Source organism: Providencia sp. PROV130 (genome assembly GCF_028482225.1).
GTDB lineage: Bacteria > Pseudomonadota > Gammaproteobacteria > Enterobacterales > Enterobacteriaceae > Providencia > Providencia rettgeri.
Genome location: NZ_JAMPQC010000026.1, coordinates 60,805 through 84,191 on the forward strand (window position 1 = coordinate 60,805; position 23,387 = coordinate 84,191).

General features: G+C 41.0%; 15 protein-coding genes and 1 pseudogene. 6 read left to right on the forward strand and 10 right to left on the reverse strand.

The window, feature by feature from the left end:
- Positions 1-77 precede the first annotated feature (77 nt).
- Complete coding sequence (locus tag PSF28_RS18045; RefSeq protein ID WP_272685431.1) at positions 78-1,007, forward strand: two-partner secretion domain-containing protein; 930 nt, start codon at positions 78-80, stop codon at positions 1,005-1,007.
- A gap of 118 nt (positions 1,008-1,125) precedes the next feature.
- On the opposite strand, the gene PSF28_RS18050 is transcribed toward PSF28_RS18045, so the two are convergent.
- The 3 genes from PSF28_RS18050 to pyrG form a co-directional block, all read right to left on the reverse strand.
- Positions 1,126-2,511, reverse strand: a complete 1,386-nt coding sequence (locus tag PSF28_RS18050) for a DASS family sodium-coupled anion symporter (RefSeq protein ID WP_004913667.1) — start codon at positions 2,509-2,511, stop codon at positions 1,126-1,128.
- 486 nt (positions 2,512-2,997) lie between these two features.
- Positions 2,998-4,299, reverse strand: coding sequence for a phosphopyruvate hydratase (eno, locus tag PSF28_RS18055; protein WP_004260453.1), 1,302 nt, complete (start codon positions 4,297-4,299; stop codon positions 2,998-3,000).
- 65 nt (positions 4,300-4,364) lie between these two features.
- Positions 4,365-6,002: a glutamine hydrolyzing CTP synthase gene (pyrG, locus tag PSF28_RS18060; RefSeq protein ID WP_210836118.1), complete on the reverse strand. Its 1,638-nt coding sequence runs from the start codon at positions 6,000-6,002 to the stop codon at positions 4,365-4,367.
- Positions 6,003-6,595: 593 nt separating this feature from the next.
- On the opposite strand from pyrG, the gene PSF28_RS23605 reads away from it, so the two are divergent.
- Together PSF28_RS23605 and PSF28_RS23610 are read left to right on the forward strand one after the other, a co-directional pair.
- A complete protein-coding gene (locus PSF28_RS23605) occupies positions 6,596-7,012 on the forward strand; it encodes an Rpn family recombination-promoting nuclease/putative transposase (protein ID WP_336298960.1) in 417 nt (138 codons plus the stop codon).
- Positions 6,985-7,458: pseudogene (locus PSF28_RS23610) on the forward strand (Rpn family recombination-promoting nuclease/putative transposase); the annotation flags it as partial. The gene PSF28_RS23605 and the pseudogene PSF28_RS23610, both read left to right, overlap by 28 nt.
- 119 nt (positions 7,459-7,577) lie before the next feature.
- Here PSF28_RS23610 and mazG read toward each other — a convergent pair.
- The 4 genes from mazG to dgt form a co-directional block, all read right to left on the reverse strand.
- Positions 7,578-8,372, reverse strand: coding sequence for a nucleoside triphosphate pyrophosphohydrolase (gene mazG / locus PSF28_RS18070; RefSeq protein WP_210836122.1), 795 nt, complete (start codon positions 8,370-8,372; stop codon positions 7,578-7,580).
- A 311-nt stretch (positions 8,373-8,683) separates the two neighbouring features.
- Positions 8,684-10,915 carry a GTP diphosphokinase gene (gene relA / locus PSF28_RS18075; RefSeq protein WP_272665700.1) on the reverse strand — a complete coding sequence of 744 codons (2,232 nt, stop codon included), beginning with the start codon at positions 10,913-10,915 and terminating at the stop codon, positions 8,684-8,686.
- A 16-nt stretch (positions 10,916-10,931) separates the two neighbouring features.
- Complete coding sequence (gene rlmD / locus PSF28_RS18080) at positions 10,932-12,263, reverse strand: 23S rRNA (uracil(1939)-C(5))-methyltransferase RlmD (RefSeq protein WP_210836126.1); 1,332 nt, start codon at positions 12,261-12,263, stop codon at positions 10,932-10,934.
- 173 nt (positions 12,264-12,436) lie between these two features.
- Entirely contained in the window at positions 12,437-13,963 is a 1,527-nt protein-coding gene (gene dgt / locus PSF28_RS18085; RefSeq protein ID WP_210836128.1) for a dGTPase, read from the reverse strand.
- A gap of 246 nt (positions 13,964-14,209) precedes the next feature.
- Between dgt and mtnN the strand changes: the two genes are divergently transcribed.
- Both mtnN and btuF read left to right on the forward strand, forming a co-directional pair.
- Positions 14,210-14,902, forward strand: coding sequence for a 5'-methylthioadenosine/S-adenosylhomocysteine nucleosidase (mtnN, locus tag PSF28_RS18090; protein ID WP_272665697.1), 693 nt, complete (start codon positions 14,210-14,212; stop codon positions 14,900-14,902).
- Positions 14,903-14,966: 64 nt separating this feature from the next.
- The gene (gene btuF, locus PSF28_RS18095) at positions 14,967-15,797 is read left to right on the forward strand and encodes a vitamin B12 ABC transporter substrate-binding protein BtuF (RefSeq protein WP_210836132.1); all 831 of its coding nucleotides are present in this window, start codon (positions 14,967-14,969) and stop codon (positions 15,795-15,797) included.
- Between the two features lie 205 nt (positions 15,798-16,002).
- Here btuF and erpA read toward each other — a convergent pair whose 3' ends face one another.
- On the reverse strand, positions 16,003-16,347 hold the full coding sequence (erpA, locus tag PSF28_RS18100) for an iron-sulfur cluster insertion protein ErpA (RefSeq protein WP_004260480.1): 345 nt from the start codon (positions 16,345-16,347) through the stop codon (positions 16,003-16,005).
- 214 nt (positions 16,348-16,561) lie between these two features.
- On the opposite strand from erpA, the gene hemL reads away from it, so the two are divergent.
- Entirely contained in the window at positions 16,562-17,851 is a 1,290-nt protein-coding gene (hemL, locus tag PSF28_RS18105; protein ID WP_272685439.1) for a glutamate-1-semialdehyde 2,1-aminomutase, read from the forward strand.
- 269 nt (positions 17,852-18,120) lie between these two features.
- On the opposite strand, the gene mrcB is transcribed toward hemL, so the two are convergent.
- Positions 18,121-20,646 (reverse strand): bifunctional glycosyl transferase/transpeptidase, encoded by a 2,526-nt coding sequence (gene mrcB, locus PSF28_RS18110; RefSeq protein WP_210836134.1) that lies wholly within the window; start codon positions 20,644-20,646, stop codon positions 18,121-18,123.
- A 181-nt stretch (positions 20,647-20,827) separates the two neighbouring features.
- Positions 20,828-23,287 (reverse strand): ATP-dependent helicase HrpB, encoded by a 2,460-nt coding sequence (gene hrpB / locus PSF28_RS18115; RefSeq protein ID WP_272685432.1) that lies wholly within the window; start codon positions 23,285-23,287, stop codon positions 20,828-20,830.
- Positions 23,288-23,387 lie beyond the last annotated feature (100 nt).

Consider the following 23,387-nt stretch of genomic DNA (forward strand, 5'->3'; position numbering starts at 1 on the left):
TTTTTTAATATGCTAATTAAAAATAAAATAGATTATATTATGTCATATCTATAGGGTTGTTATTACAAGGAAATGTAATGAATAAAAAAATGCAATTTATCATTCTAACAAGTTCTTTTTTATCTATTTTCACTATCTCCTCTCTTTCTCAAGCTGATGTATCTAAAGCAAAAGTTATTAATATAGAAGCCCCTCTAAAAAACAATATTTCATTTAATACTTTTGAAAGTTTATCTTCTAATGAGTATGGTCTTATTTTTAACAATGATATTAGTGATAATGATCAGCTTGCAAACAAAGCTGCAAAACTGATATTGGCTGAAGTAACAGGAATAGAAGAAAGTAAAATTAAAGGTGTCCTCGGTATTAAAGGACAAGCTGCGAATCTTATTATCGCTAATCCCAATGGGATCTCTTGGGCTGATGGCTCCATAAGTAATATTAATAGCTTATCTTTAATTGCAGGTAAGTTAGAAAAACAATATGTTAAAAATAAAGAAACGAAGCAGCTTGAAGCAAAAGCACTAGATGAATACAGTCAATTAAAATTCTCAGTTAGCCCCGCAAGCCAAATCAACATCAGCCAACAGCATGCCAGCCCGTTACAGCTTTCTAAACTGAATGTGTTCGCCGATCGTATAAAACTACAAAATGCACTAAATATTACAGCTGCAGTTCAAAATTATCTGAGTACATCCGGAAGTGCTTCAATTTCCCCACGAGAAGCTGTGCTTCACTCAGGTACTAAATTTAAAACAGACACCCCTTATAGCCAAGGCAGCCAATTAGAACTGGGAGAAAATACCAAGCTATTAGGCCGAATCATCTCATTTGAGAGTCATCAATATCAATGTAAAGACAGTTTTCTTTGCCCTCAAAATACAATTGATGTCAAAGGTTTGATACAAACAATGAATTTTTCATTACGTGGCGACAGTGATTTTGTAATGCACGGCACAGGTAAAATACAGATAGGGAAAAACCAGCAAGTGCTTGTCGCACAGTAATGAAAAACGGGCTCATTAAAAATGAGCCCGTAAGGTCGTTGGGAAAGTGAGGTAAAAATGCGTTTCTCTCACTTTATACTTTTAGCTAAAATCAATTTAGTGATTTTTCTTGTTTGCTTTATAGCCAAAAGAACCAAGCAAATAGAGAGATAACAATAATACACGCTACGTTCAGAACTGCACCAACTCGTACCATTTCAATTTGCCTGATATAACCAGAACCGAATACAATCGCATTTGGCGGAGTCGCAACAGGTAACATAAACGCACAAGAGGCACCAATACCAATAATCATCGTTAACACAATAACTGGCATACCTAATGCTTCTGCTACAGTAGCAAAAATAGGCACTAACAGGGCAGCACTTGCCGTGTTACTAGTGAATTCAGTCAGGATAATAATAAAGGTTGTTACCGCTAAGATAATCACAAACCAATGACTTGTCCCAAATGTCATCTGCATCCAGTCAGCCATAATTTTACTTGCGCCTGAAGAACTTAAAATTGCACTGAGAGTCAACCCCCCACCGAACAGCATCAATACACCCCACTCGGTATTTTTTTGGATTTGTGACCAACTAGCAACCCCTGTTATACCAATCAAAATTGCAGCAATCATAGCAATAATGGTGTCGAGATCCTTCACACCACCAAGTGCTTCACTAATAAACGTACTGGTGATCCAGCAAACTACCGCAAACAGGAAAATCCCCATTGCTGTAATACGTTTGCCATTCCATTTAACGTGCTCTAATTCAATTTCAAAACGGTGCTTCAAATTCGGACGTAACATCATGTACATCAACACAAACATCATAGGCAGTAACACGACCATGATAGGAATACCGTATTTCATCCACGATAAGAAATCTAAACCTAACGCAGCAGCGGCAATCGCGTTTGGTGGGCTACCCACAATAGTTCCTAGACCACCAATACTGGCACTATAAGCAACACCTAATAAAACAAACACAAACGTATTACGTTCATGACGAACATCGAGGTTAGATAAAATACCTAATACAAGGGGTAACATCATTGCAGCAGTTGCTGTGTTACTAATCCACATTGATAGCAGCGCGGTAACACCAAACAACAGTAATACTGCGACTGATAAACGACCACGTGCAGCCATTAATAAGCGGTTAGCAATTAGACGGTCTAAGCCCTGAATATGCAAAGCCGTCGCTAAAGCAAAACCACCGAAGAATAGGAAAATAATTGGGTTTGCGAATGATTTAAGCGCTTCCCCAGTATTCATTAATCCAAGCCCAACCGCTAGGATAGGGATACAAAGTGCAGTAATAGTGACATGGATAGCTTCAGTTAGCCAAAGCACACCGATAAAAACCATCATTGCAAGGCCTGCATTTGCCTTGTCATCAAAAGGTAAATATTTTAAAAGTAAGATCAGAAGAACAATATCAACCGCTAAAATGATCCAACCCCGTTTATTGGATGGGGTCGGGCTGACCGCTGGTTGTAGGGATTCGGAAGCGTCCATGTAAACTCCATTAGCTCGGAAGCAAATTATTTTCGAGTATTATTGTTAATGTTTTTTTGCAAGAGCTGGAATATAAAGTTAATTGTATGAAATTAAAATGTGGAGGAAGTAAAAGTGCGATCTACACCGTATAATTTAATCGTTTTCCATATAAACTCCGAAAAACCTACCTATCCATTCGTAAAAAACGAAGAATTAAATACTAAAATAGTCACTATAAATTAGCATATTATTCCTAAAAATACGCATATCAATCATCTATCTAATAGATTGATTTTAAATTAATTATTAAATATAAGGTGGGGCAATAAAAGGCTAATCAATCATTAAGCTTACTAAAAATCCAACCAAATTTATTGCGATACATTAGAGGTAATCATAAATTACTGGGAATATATAGTAAAAATAGCGTCCTCAGCAAAGATTTCAGTCGAAAAAAAGGAAGCCATCGGCTTCCTTTAGTATAAATTTGTTAACGAACTAAAATTACGCTTGGCCTTTAACTTCTTTTAAGCCATTGAATGGTGCATTTTTACCTAATGCTTCTTCAATACGAATCAGTTGGTTATATTTAGCAACACGGTCAGAACGGCTCATTGAACCCGTTTTGATTTGGCCTGCAGCTGTACCGACTGCTAAATCTGCGATAGTTGCATCTTCAGTTTCGCCTGAACGGTGAGAGATAACAGCAGTATAGCCTGCATCTTTCGCCATTTTAATTGCAGCCAAAGTTTCAGTTAAAGAACCAATTTGGTTGAATTTGATCAGAATAGAGTTAGCAATGCCTTTATCGATACCTTCTTTCAAGATCTTAGTGTTCGTTACAAACAGGTCGTCACCAACCAGTTGGATTTTGTCACCAAGAACTTTAGTTTGGTATGCGAAACCATCCCAGTCAGACTCATTCAGACCATCTTCGATAGACACGATTGGGTACTGTTTAGTCAGTTCTTCTAAATAGTGGGTGAACTCTTGTGAAGTGAAGGTTTTGCCTTCGCCTTTCAGCTCATAATTGCCTGTTTCTGCGTTATAGAACTCAGATGCTGCACAGTCCATTGCCAGCGTTACGTCTTTACCTAACACATAACCTGCTTGCTCAACCGCTTCTTTAATTGCTGCTAATGCCGCTGCGTTTGACTCTAAGTTAGGTGCATAACCACCTTCATCGCCTACAGCTGTATTCATACCTTTAGATTTCAGTACTTTTGCTAAGTGATGGAAAATTTCAGAGCCCATACGAACAGCTTCTTTCAGCGTTGGTGCGCCAACAGGCTGGATCATGAATTCTTGAATATCAACGTTGTTATCTGCGTGCTCACCACCATTGATGATGTTCATCATAGGCAGAGGCATAGAGTATTGGCCGTGAGTACCATTCAGGTCAGAAATGTGCTCATACAGAGGCATACCTTTCGCTGCCGCAGCTGCTTTAGCATTTGCTAAAGATACAGCCAGAATTGCGTTTGCACCAAATTTAGATTTGTTCTCAGTGCCATCGAGATCAATCATGATTTTATCGATATTAGCTTGGTCTTTAGCATCTTTACCGATCAGCGCTTCTGCAATTGGACCATTAACAGCAGCAACTGCTTTCAGAACACCTTTACCCAGGAAACGTGCTTTATCACCGTCACGCAGTTCCAGAGCTTCACGAGAACCTGTTGACGCACCTGATGGTGCTGCAGCTAAACCAACAAAGCCACCTTCTAAATGAACTTCAGCTTCTACAGTTGGGTTACCACGAGAGTCAATGATTTCACGACCGATCACTTTAACAATTTTGGACATTAGGTTTTCCTCAGTACAAGTTAAATTTTGGGAAGTTGGTGCGCCTGCGCCGACTTCCCCATATCTTATTTCAACTCACCTTTCTGGTACTTACCAGCGGCTTTAACAAAACCTGCAAACAACGGATGACCATCTCTTGGTGTAGAGGTGAACTCTGGGTGGAACTGACAAGCCACAAACCATGGATGATTTGGGTTTTCAATAATTTCCACCAGCTTGTTATCTACTGAACGGCCTGCAATTTTCAGGCCCGCATCTTCAATGCGTTTAAGCAGTAAGTTGTTCACTTCATAACGGTGACGGTGACGTTCAATAATGGTTTCTGAACCATACATCTCACGTACAAGACTACCATTCACTAGGTGGCATGGTTGACTACCAACACGCATTGTTCCACCAAGGTCGCTCTCTTCTGAACGCACTTCAAGGTTTCCTTCTTCGTCACGCCATTCTGTAATTAACGCAACAACAGGGAATTTACAATCCGCTTTAAATTCTGTTGAATTTGCATCTGCCATATTGGCCACATTACGTGCAAATTCAATCAAGGCAACTTGCATACCCAAACAAATCCCTAAGTAAGGAATCTTGTTTTCACGTGCATATTGAGCAGTCAGAATTTTACCTTCAACACCACGCTCACCAAAACCGCCTGGTACTAAAATAGCATCTAAATCTTTAAGTAACTCAACACCACGCGTTTCGATATCTTGTGAATCAATCAATTTGATGTTCACAGTTAAACGGTTTTTCAAGCCACCGTGTTTTAATGCTTCAATTACAGATTTATACGCATCTGGTAACTCAACATATTTACCAACCATTCCGATGGTGACTTCACCTGCAGGATTAGCTTCTTCGTAAATAACTTGTTCCCACTCAGATAAATTAGCTTCTGGCGCATCAATGCGGAAGCGGTTACAGATGTATTCATCCAAACCTTGTGATTTTAACAAGGCTGGAATTTTATAAATTGAATCAACGTCTTTGAGAGAAATAACCGCTTTCTCTGGCACATTACAGAACAATGCGATTTTTGCACGTTCATTTGCAGGGATCACTCTGTCTGAGCGACAGATTAACACGTCTGGCTGGATACCAATTGACAGCAATTCTTTCACAGAATGTTGAGTTGGCTTAGTTTTCACTTCACCAGCAGCTGCAAGGTAAGGCACTAATGTTAAGTGCAAATATAAAGTGCGCTCACGGCCGACTTCTGCAGCCATTTGACGAATCGCTTCAAGGAATGGCAATGATTCAATATCACCCACTGTACCACCAACTTCAACCAAAACAACGTCATGGCCTTCGCCACCACGGATGATACGGTCTTTAATTTCATTAGTGATATGAGGGATAACTTGAATTGTAGCGCCTAAGTAGTCGCCACGGCGCTCTTTACGCAGAACTTCAGAGTAAACACGCCCAGTCGTAAAGTTATTACGACGAGTCATTTTAGTACGGATGAAGCGCTCATAATGACCCAAATCTAAGTCAGTTTCAGCGCCGTCTTCTGTAACGAAAACTTCCCCGTGTTGGGTTGGGCTCATTGTGCCTGGATCTACGTTGATGTAGGGATCCAGTTTCATAATAGTCACGTTGAGTCCACGGGCTTCGAGTATAGCCGCCAAAGAGGCTGCGGCAATGCCTTTACCCAGAGAGGATACGACCCCGCCGGTCACAAAAATATAATTAGTTTTCATGCTGAACCTGAAAGTTTAGGTTTAAAAGATGATGGATATAACAGGACGGGAAAACAGTATACCCGAACCTTAATTTCGCTACAAATGTTCTAAGCATAATAAGGCTAAATTTCATCAATACTCTAATATTATCAGCAAGTTAAAAGCGAAAATTATTTATCGCTTCAAAATTAGTCATCTTTGTCTATTTTCATAGATTAACACAGTTCAAATGCAAAAGCTAAATCCTTTCAGCTCATTGTATAGTATAAAAAATGCGATTCTGCACTAACTTTGATTTTGAATAACTATTTACTCTTCAACCTAGCATTTAACATCCAAAAATGCTAGTTCACTCACTGTTTTTGAAGCTTTAATCTGAGTGTTTCTAAAAACGTATCAGCATAGACATCGCCTTGAAGCACTAATACCTAAGTGAAAAAACATCATCTACTACAACATGTTACATTAAATACCACTTGTGTTTTTAGGATTAACTTTTTTATATTTACACTAATATTTAGTTAATATTGGGTCATTGGACAAAAGGGAAAACTTTCAACATGACGAATGATTACCATAACACCCCACATGATTCAGTATTCAAAGGCTTCATGTCAAAAATTAGTAATGCACGAGATTTTTTTGATGTTCATTTGCCTGTAAATATTAAACAACTGTGTAATTTTGATACATTAGAATTAACTAACTCATCATTCATTGACCTTAAACTGCGCTCTCGCTTATCTGACGTCCTGTACTCTGTCGAGACTGCTCATGGAGATGGCTATATTTATGTTCTCGTCGAACATCAATCAGTGCCTGATAAACTGATGCCTTGGCGTCTTATGCACTATGCCTTTCAGGCTATGAGCCAACATTTACAGCAAGGCCACAAAACACTACCTTTTGTCATTCCAATGCTATTTTATAATGGAAAAACCACACCTACCCCTACTCTCAGTTATGGACAGACTGTTTCCAATATCCAGAACTTGCGAATAATTTTTATTTTAATTCCCTTCCCTTAATTGATGTGACCGTAATTGATGATAACGAACTGCTAAAGCACCGCAAAATTGCCGTGATGGAACTAGCCATGAAACATAAAAATTTGCGGGATGACGTTAACCAGATAATCGCCCATCTAGCCCAAGCAATAAATCAAGACTATAATGATGAAGATGACATAGACAAAATATTCTATTACTGGTTTTATACTATTGATTCACATGATTTTGTTAGCATTGTAAAAGAGCTAACGAATCAAATTCATAGTCATCAAGGAGTTGTTATGAACATAGCAGAACGCTTGAAAGACCAAGGACGTATAGAAGGTCGAGAGGAAGGTAGGGAAGAAGGTCGTGAAGCAACTCAACTAGCAATTGCCTCTAAATTATTAAAGGCAGGTGTTCCTCTTGAGCTAATTATAGAAAGCACAAACCTAAGTAAAAACGAGATACTCGAATTACTATAACTATATCCTGACTAATTCGAGTTACAGCTTGGTGGCAAGTATGGCTATACCCTGGTAACTAACTAAAACATAAGTAAGCTAACGTCACCAACAGGCCATAAAGGGAAATATAACTACAGTCACTCTTGGCTCTTAATTTGCTGCCAAAGCGCCTCCATCTCCTCAAGTGTAGCACTTTCTGTAGACTTGCCACTTTCAGATAAACTTTTTTCTATTTGCCTAAAACGTCGTTCAAATTTACTGCACGCTTTTTGCAGCGCAATTTCGGGCTTGTGGCCTAAATGGCGAGATAAGTTAACCGTCGCAAACAGTAAATCACCAATTTCCTCTTCAAGACGCGCACCATCAATAACCACCTGAGTGGCTTCTTCCATAACTTCTTCAAGTTCTTCCTGGACTTTCCCAACCACTGGGCCAAGGGTATCCCAATCAAAACCCACGGAAGCACAGCGCTTTTGAATTTTATAGGCTTTCATCAAGGCAGGTAATGAATTTGGAATATCATCCAGCACAGAAAATTGCGATTTTTCAGCTCGTTCCTTCGATTTGCGCTTTTCCCAACCATCAATCACTTCAGCACTACTCAATGTATTATTGGCATCAAAAATATGAGGGTGGCGATGTTCAAGTTTATCACTCACCGCTTGGCAAATATCATTGAAATCAAATAATGAATTTTCATTCGCCATTTGCGCATAGAAAACCACTTGGAATAATAGATCTCCCAACTCACCTTTTAAGTCGTCAAAATCTTCACGATCTATCGCATCAAGCACTTCATAAGTCTCTTCCAATGTATATGGCGCAATCGTTTTAAACGTTTGCACTTTGTCCCATGGACAGCCTGTTTGCGGATCTCGAAGCTGTTTCATAATTGATAATAAACGTTCGATTTGAAGATTTGCCTGACTCATTGTATTAACCTTTGATTTTTTTGTTTCTAGTTGTCCTTTATCCCAAACTTATCAGAGTTGATGAGCAATCGACAAATTTTTCCCAAAAAAGAAATTTTTGCTAACTAACTCATGAAGAAACAGAAGTTGTATAGAAAAGAATAATTAAAAACATGAAGAGAGGGATTTTTAGAATATAAATATACCGATTTTCAAAATAGTTTGAATTGTAGGTAGGCGGCAAGCGAAGATATCTCGGGGAGCATACACAAGTATGTGACCCGAGTAGCTAAGCGCAGCCAACACCCCTACAACTCAAAATATGAAGAAAATCACTGAGAATGACGTTTTGCTTCTATAACATCCGGCAACTGATTCAGCTTAGCTAACACCCGACTCAGCACCTCAATGTTATACAGCTCAATAGTCATATCTATCGTTGCCAATTGCTGTTTTACATCACTACGGCTACTGACACCAAGCACATTAACTTTCTCATTTGCTAATATTGTCGTGATATCACGCAGCAAGCCGCTACGGTCATTAGCTATAACTCTAACCACGAGAGAATAACCACTCGAGTAGTTTTCTCCCCAGACTGCATCTATTACGCGTTCTGGTGCATGGCTTTGCAGCTCAGCTAATTGTTCGCAGTCTGCACTGTGAATGGAAATACCTCGTCCTTTCGTGATAAAACCGACAATTTCATCCCCTGGAATTGGCTGGCAGCAGCGTGCAATATGGTGCATTAGGTTACCAACCCCTTCAACCACCACTCGACCGCTACCATGAGATGGTGCTCTTGGGAGTGAAGACTTACTTTCTAATGTCTTCATTGCCGCACGGTCTTCTTCTTCGGCAGTGGCTTTATTAAATTTGCTTTGCAGGAAATTCACTAATTGGTTGATACGAATATCACCGCCGCCAATTCCAGCCAAAACCTCATCCAATGAATGAACATTGTAGCGTGCGATTAGTAGTTTTTCTGCTTCACGAAGGCTGATATCAAGCTGTGATAGTTCGCTATCTAAAATTTGACGCCCTGCAAGGATGTTTTTATCTCTATCTTGTTTGCGGAACCAATTTTGGATTTTAGCTCGCCCACGGCTGGTTGTGACATATCCTAAATTAGGGTTTAACCAGTCGCGGCTTGGATTTGGATGCTTTTGAGTAATAATTTCAATTTGATCGCCCATTTGTAATTGATAGCTAAATGGGACAATACGCCCACCTATTTTTGCACCAATACAACGGTGACCGACATCACTGTGAATATGATAAGCAAAATCAAGTGGTGTCGAGCCTGCTGGTAAATCCACCACATCCCCTTTTGGAGTAAAGACATACACTCTATCATCAAACACTTGGCTACGAACTTCATCTAGCATTTCGCCAGAATCTGCCATTTCTTCTTGCCATGCGATCAGCTTACGTAACCATGCAATGCGGTTTTCGTAACTACTGCCTTTGCCAATGCCAGTCGCGCCCTCTTTGTATTTCCAATGGGCCGCGACCCCCAGCTCTGCATCTTCATGCATTTGGCGGGTGCGAATTTGAATTTCAAGCGTTTTGCCGTTTGGCCCTAACACTACTGTATGAATAGATTGATAACCATTAGGTTTCGGGTTCGCCACATAGTCATCAAATTCATCAGGAAGATGGCGAAAATGGGTATGTACAATCCCTAACGCAGCATAACAATCTTGCAAACGTTCAACGACAATACGCACTGCTCGCACATCAAACAGTTCATCAAATGCCAATGATTTTTTCTGCATTTTACGCCAAATACTATAAATATGCTTAGGCCGGCCGTAGATATCTGCTTGAATACTCTCTTTTAACATGTATTTACGTAAGGTTGTAACAAAAGTATCTATATACTCTTCACGGTCAATACGACGTTCATGGAGAAGCTTTGCGATTTTCTTATATTCATCGGGATGCAAATAACGGAAACAGAAGTCTTCTAACTCCCATTTCAATTGCCCAATTCCTAAGCGATTTGCTAGGGGGGCATAAATATTTGAGCACTCTTTAGCCGCTAAAACGCGCTCATCTTCAGTTGCATCTTTGACTTCACGTAAATGTGCAATTCGTTCCGCTAATTTAATGACAACGCAGCGGAAATCTTCCACCATCGACAATAGCATACGGCGAATATTATCGACTTGTGTCGAACTTGTTTCACTCGATTGCGTGGCTTTGAGTTGACGAATCGCATCCATTTCCAGCACGCCTTTAACGAGCTCATGAATGGATTGACCAAATTCATCAATAACTTCTTGCTCTTCCAACTTCCCCTCTTCCACTAAGGGAAAAAGTAAAGCTGCTTGTAAGCTGCCGATATCCATACTTAATGTCGATAGGATTTCGGTCATTTCAATACCGCGCCACAGCAACAGAGGGGCGATTTCTTGTCCGGCTAGTTTATCGTGACAATATTGCCAGGTATGGATGAGCTTTTCTTCTGATTGTTTATTGCTCAATCCCAGACCGTTAACCCACTTTTCTGGGGCGAACTCACCTGCTGGGGTAAGATGCGCACTTCTTACTGCAACCATATATTCTCCCTACCTATTAAACCTCTGGGCGACGGATAAATAACGCCATTGATTCTAAATGGCTAGTATGCGGAAACATGTCTAGCATCCGCAACTGTAATAACTGATAGCCCCCATCAAGTAAAACTTTGCTATCTCTTGCCAATGTTGTGGGGTTACATGAAACATAGACAATTTTTTCTGGCATCAGTTTAATTAAATGTTCCATAACACCAGCGGCTCCGGCTCTAGCCGGGTCTAATAATACTTTATTAAAGCCATGAGCCGCCCAAGGTTGTGTGTGTATCTGGGCTTCTAAGTTTTCATTATAGAATGTCGCATTACAAATAGTATTGAGCTGTGCGTTATTTCGTGCCTGTTTGACTAAATTTTCCACACCTTCAACACCCACAACGGATTTCACTAGCCGTGCGATAGGCAACGTAAAGTTACCCATTCCACAAAAAAGGTCTAATACCCTATCTTCACTGTTTAGATCTAACCATGCTAAAGCTTGTTCTACCATCAACTGGTTAACTTGCCCGTTCACTTGAATAAAATTTAATGGGTTAAATTTTAGTATCTCCCCTGCAACTTGATATTCAGGTTGTGGCGAATTTGGTGATAGAGCCTGTAAGTTTTCATCATTACCTGCTAACCAGATAGACACTCCGTGCTGATTTTCAAAATCGCTTAACTTTTGAGTATCTGATAACGAAAGAGGCGTTAAATAACGAATCAATACAATTTTGCTATTGCCTGCATGAATAAGTTCTACGTGGCCCAGTTTTGCTTTATTACTGAGCTGGTTAATGCATTCAGAAAGTGGTTTTAATAAGATATCCAGATCAGGGGATAATATAGGGCAATTTTTTATATCAACTAATGTGTTAGATTGAGATTGACGAAACCCCATAACGACATTTTTATTTTTAGGCTGATATTGTAACCCCAACCGAGCTCTGCGACGATAGCCATATGACTCACCATAAATCACCTCGGTACAGGATATATCTTGCGATGTTTCACGTCGCATCAGATAAGCTAAAGCATGAGCTTTGCTTTCTCTTTGTAGTGCAATGTCAACATGTTGCTGTTGGCACCCTCCACATTGGTTAAAATAACGACACCGTGGCTTGACTCTTTGGGGGCTTGTACTCAGGCGTTTAATCACCTTTCCTTTAGCAAAATGCCGTTTCTCTTCCGTCAATTCAATTTGGGCTTCTTCTCCAGGCAATAAGCCTGTTACAAAAATGGTTTTTCCTTCGATACGGGCAACACCTTGCCCTGCGGCATCAAGGCTATCAGCAACAACCGTGATTTGACGGCGTGGGGTGGTACGGCGATTAGGAGAGTAAAATTGAGCCATAAAGTAGTCACTACAGAGTATTAAGTTATAAAAATCATGATTGCCGAGTTTTCAATTTTAATGCGTTGTTTTTTTCGCTAATTAATCAAGGAAAATGGCTAGGCTATTATACCTGTTTTCCTATCATTTGATTGACTACTTTTCTATTTTTATTCCGCTCTTCAGTTATTGCATCAATTGCTAACCATAAATTTACGATATTCTTCATAGGCATAGTGGTCTGTCATACCGCTAATATAGTCTTGAATCAAACGAGCTCGATAATAAAACTCAAGGATAGATTTATCTGCTTCATTCGTTGCAGAAATTTTCTCAAGTGCTTCCGTGTAAGATAAGCGATGCTTATTAGATAACTTATGGAATAACCTCGTTTCAATGAAAAAATGCTTGTGGTAATTTTTGTCCACAAGGTCAGCAAAATCACCTCTATCCATCATCAATAGCGGACTATAAAAATCTAATAACCCACTGATAATTCGATAGCCTTGTAACTCTAACTCTTCAACTTCATGGTGATTAAATACATGTTTAAAAGCCACTGTTTTCAGTACTTTTAATAGCCTATGCTCTGGGCTCTTATCTTCTAACAAAGCACTGTTAAAAGTGCCGTTATAAATTTCAGGTAGATTCTTAATGAATTGTTGTGCGCTGTAATGAGACAATTTTCCTGTGATATTTACGCGCAAATACATAAAGAATTGATCTTGCTGAATGCGCCTTGTGTGGTTGTCACTGATATTATTGAAAGCTCGCATAATGGTTTGATCGAATAAATCATTTTGTTCAATATTTCCCCATTCTACTTTTAAATACTCAATCAACTGCTCAACAGTAAAAATTCCTTTTTCCGCAGCATCATCCAAATCAGCAATACAATATGAAATATCATCAGCCGCTTCCATAATATAGGACAACGGGAAACGGCAATATTTTTCCATATCGAGCTTTTTAGTTAGCTCACTAACAAAGTCCACTTCTGACCAATAATAGCCTGGTTTTTTCATCAAATAATCAAACTCAGGTGGAATTGGCGCCAAATCATAAGCTCCACGCGTATACTTTAAAATAGAACCCACTTGCGCATAGGTTAAATTTAATTTGAGTAAGCGATGCGCCATACGTAACCCTTGGGCATTACCTTCAAATGAGCATAAATCCTGCTTTAATTGACGACGGAATAAATCTTGCTTTTCATTTCCAGTTAACTGTAATGCAGGTATTTGGCATGGATCAGGGGAATTGGGGGTATATAAGTAACTTGGCGATAGTAATTTAGTAAACCACCGTTGAATTGCAGCCTCACCAAAGTGCCCAAATGGTGGATTGCCGATATCATGCATTAAGCACGCCATTTCGACTAAGCTCTCAAAAGCATCACACCGCTCATCTAGCCCATAAGGTTCAAGTAATTTTTTCTTTTTTAGTTCGCCTAAAACCGTTTTACTGATGTAACGGCCAACCTGCTGTACTTCTAATGAGTGAGTTAAGCGACTGCGCACTGCTGCATTTTGCTCTAAGGGAAAAACTTGTGTTTTTTGTTGTAAGCGGCGGATGGCAGCTGAATTAATAATTCGCCCACGGTCACTTTCAAATAAGCGATTCACCGCATCTTCATCTTTAGGTGAAATTTTTTGGTTTTTCGCACTGCTCATGTAGTTGCGCTGAAAGTTTAACTTCTTAACAAAATTAATCTCACCCACTCTGCCACCTTCCCTATCTCGATTGATGCTTCATTATATAGCCTAAATACAGGAAAAAAACTTCACGACTCACCTTTCAATGTTACACTTCGTGCATCTTTGTAATTTCGTTGTCTAAATCTGAGTTGTTGCAATTAAAATTGCGAACCCACTCGAAGAATACAGCAATAACACAATAAAACATTATCGTCCCTAGTCAAAATATTGACACTAATAGTGCAAATTGAGCAGGGAAAAGGAGACAAAATGAAAGTTGGAATAATTGGTGCCATGGAACAGGAAGTGGCAATTTTGCGCTCGCAAATAGAAAATTGCCAAACTATTAACCGTGCAGGTTGTGAAATTTATACAGGTCAAATTAATGGTGTTGACGTTGCGTTATTAAAATCAGGTATTGGTAAAGTTGCAGCCGCAATCGGTACAACGCTATTACTGGAGCATTGCCAACCAGATGTGGTGATTAATACTGGCTCTGCTGGTGGTTTAGACCCTCGTTTAAACGTCGGCGATATCGTCGTTTCTACTGAGGTTCGTTACCATGATGCAGATGTGACAGCATTCGGTTATGAACCTGGCCAAATGGCACAATGTCCACCCGCTTTCGTCGCAGATACTAAACTGATTGAAGTTGCTGAGCAGTGCATTCAGTTATTGGACATGAACGCTGTTCGTGGTTTAGTTTGTAGCGGTGATGCTTTTATTAATGGTGCTGAACCACTGGCTCGCATCAAGGCTATGTTCCCGCAAGTTGCGGCAGTAGAAATGGAAGCCACTGCGATTGGACAAGTGTGTCACCAATTTGGTATCCCGTTTGTCGTCGTCCGAGCCATTTCCGATGTGGCTGATAAGGAATCCCACACAAGCTTCGATGAATTCTTACCCGTTGCTGCCCGTCAATCGTCATTAATGATCACTGCAATTTTATCCAAACTCGCTTAATAATCCTCATAAAAAGTATAACTAATTGTTAGTTATACTTTTTAATGCCACGATGAATTTTGTTATGAAAAAAATAACACATTATTTCTCCCTTACTATTACTCTATTATGTGCTTTATTGGTGGCTTTTTCTGCTCTAGGAGCGGCAAAGCAACGCGTTATCAGCTTATCACCTGCCAATACTGAGCTTGCTTATGCAGCAGGACTTGGGGATAGCTTAATTGCGGTCAGTGCTTACTCCGATTACCCAGAACAAGCAAAAAACCTAGAGCAAGTATCTGATTGGCAAGGTTTAAATGTAGAGCGTATTATCGCACTTAGGCCTGATTTAATCCTCGCATGGCAAGGAGGCAACCCTCAACGCCCTCTTGATCAGCTTGCGAATCTCGGCATTCCAATTATTTATTTTGACCCTCAAACCATTGATGATGTCATCAATTCAGTCACTGAGTTGGCACAATACAGTCCAAACCCAGAGCTTGCACAACAAAATGTGGAAAGAATGCGCGCTAAGCTAGCTCCTTATCAAAATAAAAAAATTTCTAATAACAAACCAAAGAGAGTGTTTATCCAACTCGGCACTCAGCCTTTATTTAGCGCGGGTAACCACACGCTGCAAAATGATGTCGTCACGTTTTGTGGCAGTGAAAATATTTTTGCTAATAGCTCAGTTCAATGGCCACAAGTCAGTCGTGAGCAGGTACTTACTCGCAAACCAGATGTGATTATCATGACAGGCTCAGCAGAACAGGAAAAAGCAGTGAAAGAATTTTGGCACTCCCAGCTCAACGTCCCAGTTATTCGGTTAAACGAAGATTGGTTTCATCGAGCAGGCCCAAGGATTGTGAACGCGACCGAACAACTGTGCAAACAGTTAAACTCACTATCCAATTAAGAATTAAGAATTAAGAATTAAGAATTAAGAATTAAGAATTAAGAATTAAGAATTAAGAATTAAGAATTAAGAATTACAGAAATTTTCTAAATAGTTCGAGTTGTGGCAAGGCGGCAAATGAAGGTATCTCGGGGAGCATACATAAGTATGTGACCCGAGTAGCTGAATGAAGCCAACACCGCCACAGCTCGAAATATGACGAAAATTAGACGCTGAAGGACGAACCACACCCACAAGTAGACTTAGCATTCGGGTTAGTCACAATAAAACGCGAACCTTCCAAACCTTCGGTATAATCAACACTTCCGCCGACTAAATATTGTAAACTCATTGGGTCTACGACAAGAGCAACACCTTGTTTTTCTATTGTCATATCGCCTTCGTTGATTTGGTCATCAAATGTGAAACCATATTGGAAACCGCTGCATCCGCCACCAGTGATATAAACACGCAGACGCAGATTTGGGTTGTCCTCATCAGAGACTAGATCTTTAACTTTAATTGCTGCCGCATCAGTAAATTGCAAAGGCAGAGCTGCATCATCACTCATTTTTTTACTCCAAACCGGTGACCGGTAAATTCATGCGTAGGCTAAAACCTACTCAGATCAATTAACCTAATTATCCGCCACTTGACTAAATGGTTCAAGTGTTGTTACGCAATTAGACACATTGTGCATATCTTCGTATCAATATTTGGTTTAATTGGTGTGGTGCTTTAGAATGAGAGCAATTTTTTTCTTAGCCTCTTTCTGGAGCCCTGCGATGTCACAATCTGAAAAACTTTACGCACAAGCAAAAGAACAAATCCCTGGTGGTGTAAACTCCCCTGTTCGTGCTTTTAATGGTGTTGGTGGAACCCCATTATTTATTGAAAAAGCGGATGGCGCTTATATTTATGACGTTGATGGTAAAGCCTATGTGGATTACGTTGGCTCATGGGGACCGATGGTATTAGGCCATAACCATCCAGAGATCCGAGATGCCGTGATTAAAGCGGTCCATAAAGGGTTAAGTTTTGGTGCACCGACTGCCGCCGAAGTTGAAATGGCTGAATTAGTTTGTGAGTTAGTGCCATCTATGGATATGGTACGCATGGTGAATTCAGGTACTGAGGCAACCATGAGTGCAATTCGTCTGGCTCGAGGTTACACTGGCCGCGATAAAATCATCAAATTTGAAGGTTGCTATCATGGACATGCGGATTGTTTATTAGTTAAAGCAGGCTCTGGTGCCCTCACCATGGGTGAACCGAATTCTCCGGGTGTTCCTGAAGACTTCGTAAAACACACATTAACTTGTACCTATAATGACCTAGCTTCAGTTCGCCAAGCATTTGAAAATTATCCAGAAGACATTGCCTGTGTGATTGTTGAACCTGTTGCTGGAAATATGAATTGCGTACCACCAACGGCTGAGTTCTTACCGGGTTTACGTGCATTATGTGATGAATTCAATACCGTACTCATCATTGATGAAGTCATGACTGGCTTTCGCGTCGCACTAGGTGGAGCACAAGATTACTATGATGTTCAGCCTGATTTAACCTGTTTAGGTAAAATCATCGGTGGTGGTATGCCTGTGGGTGCCTTTGGTGGCCGCCTTGAAATTATGGAAAAACTAGCTCCAATTGGGCCTGTTTACCAAGCAGGAACCTTATCTGGTAATCCTGTCGCGATGGCTGCGGGTCTTGCTTGTTTAAAAGAAGTCTCTCAACCGGGAGTTCACTCACGTTTAAATGAATTAACAGAAAAGTTAGCTCGTGGTTTAAAACGTGTTTCCCAAGAACAAGGTATCCCGATGGTTATCAATCACGTCGGTGGTATGTTTGGTATTTTCTTCACCGACGCACCAACAGTGACTTGCTACCAAGACGTGATGAAATGCGACGTTGAGCGCTTTAAGAAATTTTTCCACTACATGTTAGAGCAAGGCATTTACCTCGCACCTTCTGCATTTGAAGCGGGTTTTATGTCTATCGCCCACAGTGATGAAGATATTGAGAAAACAGTTAAAGCGGCAGAAACAGCGCTGATGAAAATCAAAAAGAATTAATTCACATTGAAATTACGGAGGTGAAATGTTACCTACTTTCACCTCTATTCTTTTACATCGGTAACGAAAGATTGGATAGCCACCAGTTGCAGCCTTACACCACAATTTTCTAACTCATTAATTCTCTAATTCTCTAGCCCATTAATTCTCTAAATAATTCAGCCTGTAGCTAGGCGGTCAGCGAACTAGAGCCTAGGAGCATACAATAGTATGTGACTAGGTCTAGTGAGTGCAACCAACAACGCTACAGGTTGAAGTATGACGAGAATTTAGGGATTATTGCCAAACATATCCTTCACCCAATCCGGTGCATCATCTTGCTGCTCGCCATTATTACCATTTAGATCCCAAACTGGCGCTTCGTTTTCAGACGCTTGGCATAACCCTTCTGGGTTATCTGTCCAAATCGGTAACATTCTGCCTCCACCAAAGTTTGAGCAACTTAATTGGCCGTCAGCTGTGACTTGCATCTCAACAATACCCTCTGGCGCGCGGTTGATGAGTGCCAATGGCGCTTGGTTATCTAAGTAACGTTGGTACACTTTTAGTGCCCCTGTTGCCCCTGATAACTGTGTTGGGCCATTATTGTCACGACCAACCCACACAATTGCGACCTCTTTACCATCAATCCCTGCATACCAGCTATCACGCAAGTCATTCGTTGTCCCTGTTTTACCCGCTAAATTATACTTGGCATATTTGGTCAACAACACTCGCCCCGTACCTTGTTTAACCACTTGCTGCATACCATACAATGTGAGGTATGCTGCTTGGGAAGGTACTGCTCGTTCCGCTGACGGGTAACTTTGGTATATTTCATTACCATCTCCATCAATAACAGAACGCAATGCCGATAATTTCGCACGATTACCGTTACCACCAATAGTTTGAAAAACTTGTGCGACTTCTGCCGGTGTTAGGTTAACTGCCCCTAAGAACATAGCGGGCACTTTTTCCATCGCCGCTGCGGGAGCTCCTAAGCGTACAAAAGTGTTAAACACTTGGTCTAAACCGACCTCTAGCCCTAAGTTTACCGTTGGAATATTTTGTGATTTTGCCAATGCATCAACTAACATCATACGACCGTTGAAATTACGGCTGTAGTTTCTTGGGCTCCAGTTTTGATTCCCGACTTTTACTGTTAATGGCTCATCTTTTAACCACGTATTTAAACGAAAACGGTCTGGTTCACTGAGTGCAGCGAGGTATACCGGTGGTTTTGCTAGGGAACCAATACTACGCCGTGCATTTAACGCACGGTTAAACCCTGAAAACTGTGGTTGAGAGCCGCCAACCATCGCGCGCACTTCCCCATTAATGCGATCAACAACTACCATTGCACCTTCAATATCATCTAATTTACGAGATTTACGTAAATCAGCGACACCGTTCTCAACTGCATTTTCAGCCGCAGTTTGAGCCACTGGGTCTAAAGTGGTAAAAATTTTCGCGCCGGAGAGTTCTTTGACTTTATCGCCCAATTTTTCATTGAGTTCTAAACGAACCATTTGCATAAAGGCAGGTTGAGAAGCCACCAGCCCTTCTTTGTTTTTCACACCGAGAGGCCTTGCGCTTAGCACTTGATACATTTCTTGGTCAATCACGCCACGCGTTTCCAAGATTTTCAGCACGATATTTCGGCGTTTAATCGCATTTTGTGGCTTAGTCCAAGGGTTATACGTTGATGCCCCTTGCACCATTCCCACTAATAAAGCCTGTTGGTCAAAGCTTAACTCATTGATTGGTCGACCGAAATAATACAGGCTCGCTAATGGGAAACCACGAATTTCGTCATTACCGTTTTGGCCTAAAAAGACTTCGTTCAAATACAGCTCTAAAATGCGCTCTTTGCTGTAGTTGTAGTCCAGTAAAACAGCCATATAGGCTTCATTGGCTTTACGCTTTAATGTGCGTTCATTGGTCAAAAACAGATTTTTGACTAACTGTTGGGTTAAAGTACTTCCCCCTTGAACGGAGCGCCCTGCACTTAAGTTAGCAACAACTGCACGGCCAATAGAGTATAAACTGACGCCATCGTGCTCATAAAAGTTGCGATCTTCGGTTTCTAGTAAGATTTTAACCAGAGACTCAGGAAAATCAGATATCGGTAAAACTAACCGTTGCTCATTGTTCGCCGACTGCATCATCGTGATCAGTTTCGGGTCTAAACGGAAAAAGCCAAATGAACGACCGTTTTCCATGTTTTCAATCTTGCTCAACGCGTTATTTTCAAACACCATACGCGCAAGGATTTGCCCTTCTTTTTGGTCGGGGAAATTAAACGGTCTACGTAAGATTTCGATGCTATTACCACGAACCACAAATTCGCCCGATGTCGTTATCTTACTTACCTTACGGTATTGCATACCTTCAAGTAGGCGAACCATTTCAGCTTGGCTGTAGTCCATCCCCGGTTCAAGGTTAACCATTCTGCCGTATACTGCAGCGGGTAAATCCCAAACCTTACCATCGAGGCGTTCTTTAATTTGTTGATTTAAATAAAAACCATATGCCGCAAGTAAAACAGCAAACACGATCATCAGTTTGACTAGCAGCCAAAACCAACGCCATTTACTTTTTACCTTCCGAGGTTTGTTATTTCTTGAGCCTTTTTTAGCCATTTGCTCTTCTTCATCTTCATCATCGAGATATTGTTCGTCAATATCATCATCTTCGAATAAATCTTCATCGTCATAGTCATCGCGGCCTCTACGGCGGCGGCGGGATGAAGACTGTTTTTTCCCAGCAGTTTTTTTGTTACGTCTGCCGATTGGTTCAAAATCTTTACCTGACATGGTCACTCCATATCACATTACAAAATAACTTAATAACGCACTAGTAATGTCAGTTTAGTGGTTAATTTTGGCCTAGAACCCCAGAGATTTCACCAAAGAAAGCTCTTAATTACATTTCCTTACTCAGTCGGCTCATTGATAGAGCCAATGAGGAAACCCGCTATTAGAGCATAAAAATAGATTATTTCGCACCCATCATCGCTTTTTTTGTTTGTCTCGTTGGCGCAGTATTTACAGGGTCATCTGGCCATAAATGTTTTGGATAGCGCCCTTTCATCTCTTTTTGTATCTCTTTATAGCTGCCTTGCCAAAATGCACCAAGGTCTTGCGTGATCTGTAACGGCCGCATGGCAGGAGACAACAGAGAAACTGTTACGGTTATTTTTCCTTGTGCAACAGTCGGGTTCGCTTTTTCCCCGTACATTTCTTGCATACGAATCGCTATGACTGGTGGCTTATCTAATGCGTAGTGAATACTTACATCATGTGAAGATGGCGCTCGATAGGTTACCGGAAACATGCGTTCTAACCACTGTTGCTGCTGCCAATCTAATCGATTAATCAATAAAGAGGCTAAATCAATCCGCTGTAATTTTTGCTTATTTGTTATGCCATCAAGATAAGGCTCTAACCATTCACCCAGCGAATCCAATAGTGCCGCTTCATCAAAATCAGGCAAATCAATATCAGGAAAATACTGCTTAGCTAACGTACAGCGGATACACAGTTGTAGTGCATCTTCCTGCCAGTTTAATTGCTGCAAGCCATTTTGCTTCAACCAATAAACTAACGCATAACGAATTTCAGTGTTATCAGGGTTGCTTAAACGTTCTGATTTCACCACTAATTGACCGCATTGCAAGCGTTTCCAAGCTAATAATGTCCCTTTTTGTTCATCCCATTCGACCGTTTCTTGTTTGTTAAACAGTGATGGGCAATCTGCTTGTAGTCTGTCAATATCTACAGGGTAAGCCAAGGAAATACGGGCATCTGCCATATTTTCGGGTTGCCATAAAGCCACGACGATTAACCATGGAGAACCGGATAATCTATCCGATTCATTCAATATCGCCCCTAAACCATTCGCCAGTTGATAGCGTTGTTGGTTATCTCGAGATTTCGCTATGTAGTCAGGAAACGCTGTGGCCAGCAACGTTGGTAACCACTCACTAATGAATGCATCTTGCTTACCAATGGTACTCGATACTCTTTGTTCACAAAGCACTGATGCTCTCTTACACCACCCCTCTGTTGGCCTTTCTATGCAATAGCGAAGATCCGCATCTTGTTGACGAGGTGGTTCCTCGATAATCGCCACCAACAGTGCGGCTAATTGAATAACAGACTGATTTTGGCTTTGCTGTGCTTTACATAACATTGCCGCTGTTCGTACTGAACTGCCTAACTCCGCCATCTGCTGCCCAAAAGGCGTTAACTTGTTTGCTGCATCAATAGCACCTAATTTGCCAAGTAAATTTTTTGCCGCTGATATTGCCGGTTTAGGGGGTAAAGTCAGCCAGTTCAGCTGTGCGGCATCGTGACAACCCCATTGTAATAAAGATAACCATAAGCTGCTCAAGTCACTTTGCGCAATTTCGGCCTCGCTAAATTGTGCCGCACGCTCAGCCTGCTCTTCACTGAATAAATGCCAGCAAACACCTTCTTCCAAACGGCCTGCGCGGCCTGCACGTTGTGCCATCGACGCTTGGCTAATTCGCTGTTTAACTAGTTTTGTTAGTCCTGTTCGTGGATTGAATTGCCCCACACGCTCAAAACCACTGTCTATCACAAGGCGGATCCCTTCAATCGTCAAGCTGGTTTCTGCAATATTGGTGGCTAATACGACCTTTCGCACTCCTTCTGGTGCTAGTTGAATCGCCTGTTGCTGGGCTTGTAGGGATAATGTACCGTATAAAGGACATAAAAGTATGTCCTCACTAACCATCAAAGCGAGCTCTGCTCTTACTTTCTCGATTTCCCCCATACCTGGAAGAAATAATAATAAAGACCCATCTTCTTGCTGCAATAACTGCCAAGCCGCCAATGCGACTTCTTTATGAAAGAGTTTATTTGGGTTAATCGGATGATATTCACGCATTACGGGGTATGTACGCCCTTGTGAAGTGATAACCGGAGCATCAGGAAACAGCTGAGACAGCCCTTGGTTATCCAATGTCGCAGACATCAATAGAATACGCAAATCTTCACGTAAGGCTTGCTGTGAATCAATTAGCAAAGCGAGGCCAAGGTCTGCCTGTAAATTTCGTTCATGGAACTCATCTAAAATGACTAAACCAACCCCTTCAAGCATGGGATCATTTTGCAGTAAGCGAGTGAGTACGCCTTCGGTAACCACTTCAAGACGAGTGTGGCGGCTAACTTTAGTTTCAGAGCGCATGCGTAAACCGATTGTATGACCAACTTCTTCATCAAGTTGCTGTGCAAGGCGAGCAGCCACTGAGCGCGCTGCCAAGCGACGAGGCTCTAACATGATAACCCGCCCGGTAATAACCCCACTCTTTAATATTTCTAACGGTAAAACTGTTGATTTACCAGCACCTGTCGGTGCATGAAGCAAAACTTGAGGTGAAGCTACTAACGCGGTAAGTATGTCCTCACAAACTTCAAATATCGGTAACACTGGGGTTATCACTCCATGTATTTAACTTTTACTGTTAGACATTGTAGCATTAGCCTCTTTTGCCAGTAAGCATATTACCGACAACGATAGCGGAGACCCC

Excerpts from the sequence above, each read along its gene's own strand:
- PSF28_RS18045 (WP_272685431.1), top strand. The coding sequence starts at position 78 with ATGAATAAAAAAATGCAATTTATCATTCTAACAAGTTCTTTTTTATCT.
- PSF28_RS18050 (WP_004913667.1), bottom strand. The coding sequence starts at position 2,511 with ATGGACGCTTCCGAATCCCTACAACCAGCGGTCAGCCCGACCCCATCC.
- eno (WP_004260453.1), bottom strand. The coding sequence starts at position 4,299 with ATGTCCAAAATTGTTAAAGTGATCGGTCGTGAAATCATTGACTCTCGT.
- pyrG (WP_210836118.1), bottom strand. The coding sequence starts at position 6,002 with ATGAAAACTAATTATATTTTTGTGACCGGCGGGGTCGTATCCTCTCTG.
- PSF28_RS23605 (WP_336298960.1), top strand. The coding sequence starts at position 6,596 with ATGTCAAAAATTAGTAATGCACGAGATTTTTTTGATGTTCATTTGCCT.
- mazG (WP_210836122.1), bottom strand. The coding sequence starts at position 8,372 with ATGAGTCAGGCAAATCTTCAAATCGAACGTTTATTATCAATTATGAAA.
- relA (WP_272665700.1), bottom strand. The coding sequence starts at position 10,915 with ATGGTTGCAGTAAGAAGTGCGCATCTTACCCCAGCAGGTGAGTTCGCC.
- rlmD (WP_210836126.1), bottom strand. The coding sequence starts at position 12,263 with ATGGCTCAATTTTACTCTCCTAATCGCCGTACCACCCCACGCCGTCAA.
- mtnN (WP_272665697.1), top strand. The coding sequence starts at position 14,210 with ATGAAAGTTGGAATAATTGGTGCCATGGAACAGGAAGTGGCAATTTTG.
- btuF (WP_210836132.1), top strand. The coding sequence starts at position 14,967 with ATGAAAAAAATAACACATTATTTCTCCCTTACTATTACTCTATTATGT.
- erpA (WP_004260480.1), bottom strand. The coding sequence starts at position 16,347 with ATGAGTGATGATGCAGCTCTGCCTTTGCAATTTACTGATGCGGCAGCA.
- hemL (WP_272685439.1), top strand. The coding sequence starts at position 16,562 with ATGTCACAATCTGAAAAACTTTACGCACAAGCAAAAGAACAAATCCCT.
- mrcB (WP_210836134.1), bottom strand. The coding sequence starts at position 20,646 with ATGTCAGGTAAAGATTTTGAACCAATCGGCAGACGTAACAAAAAAACT.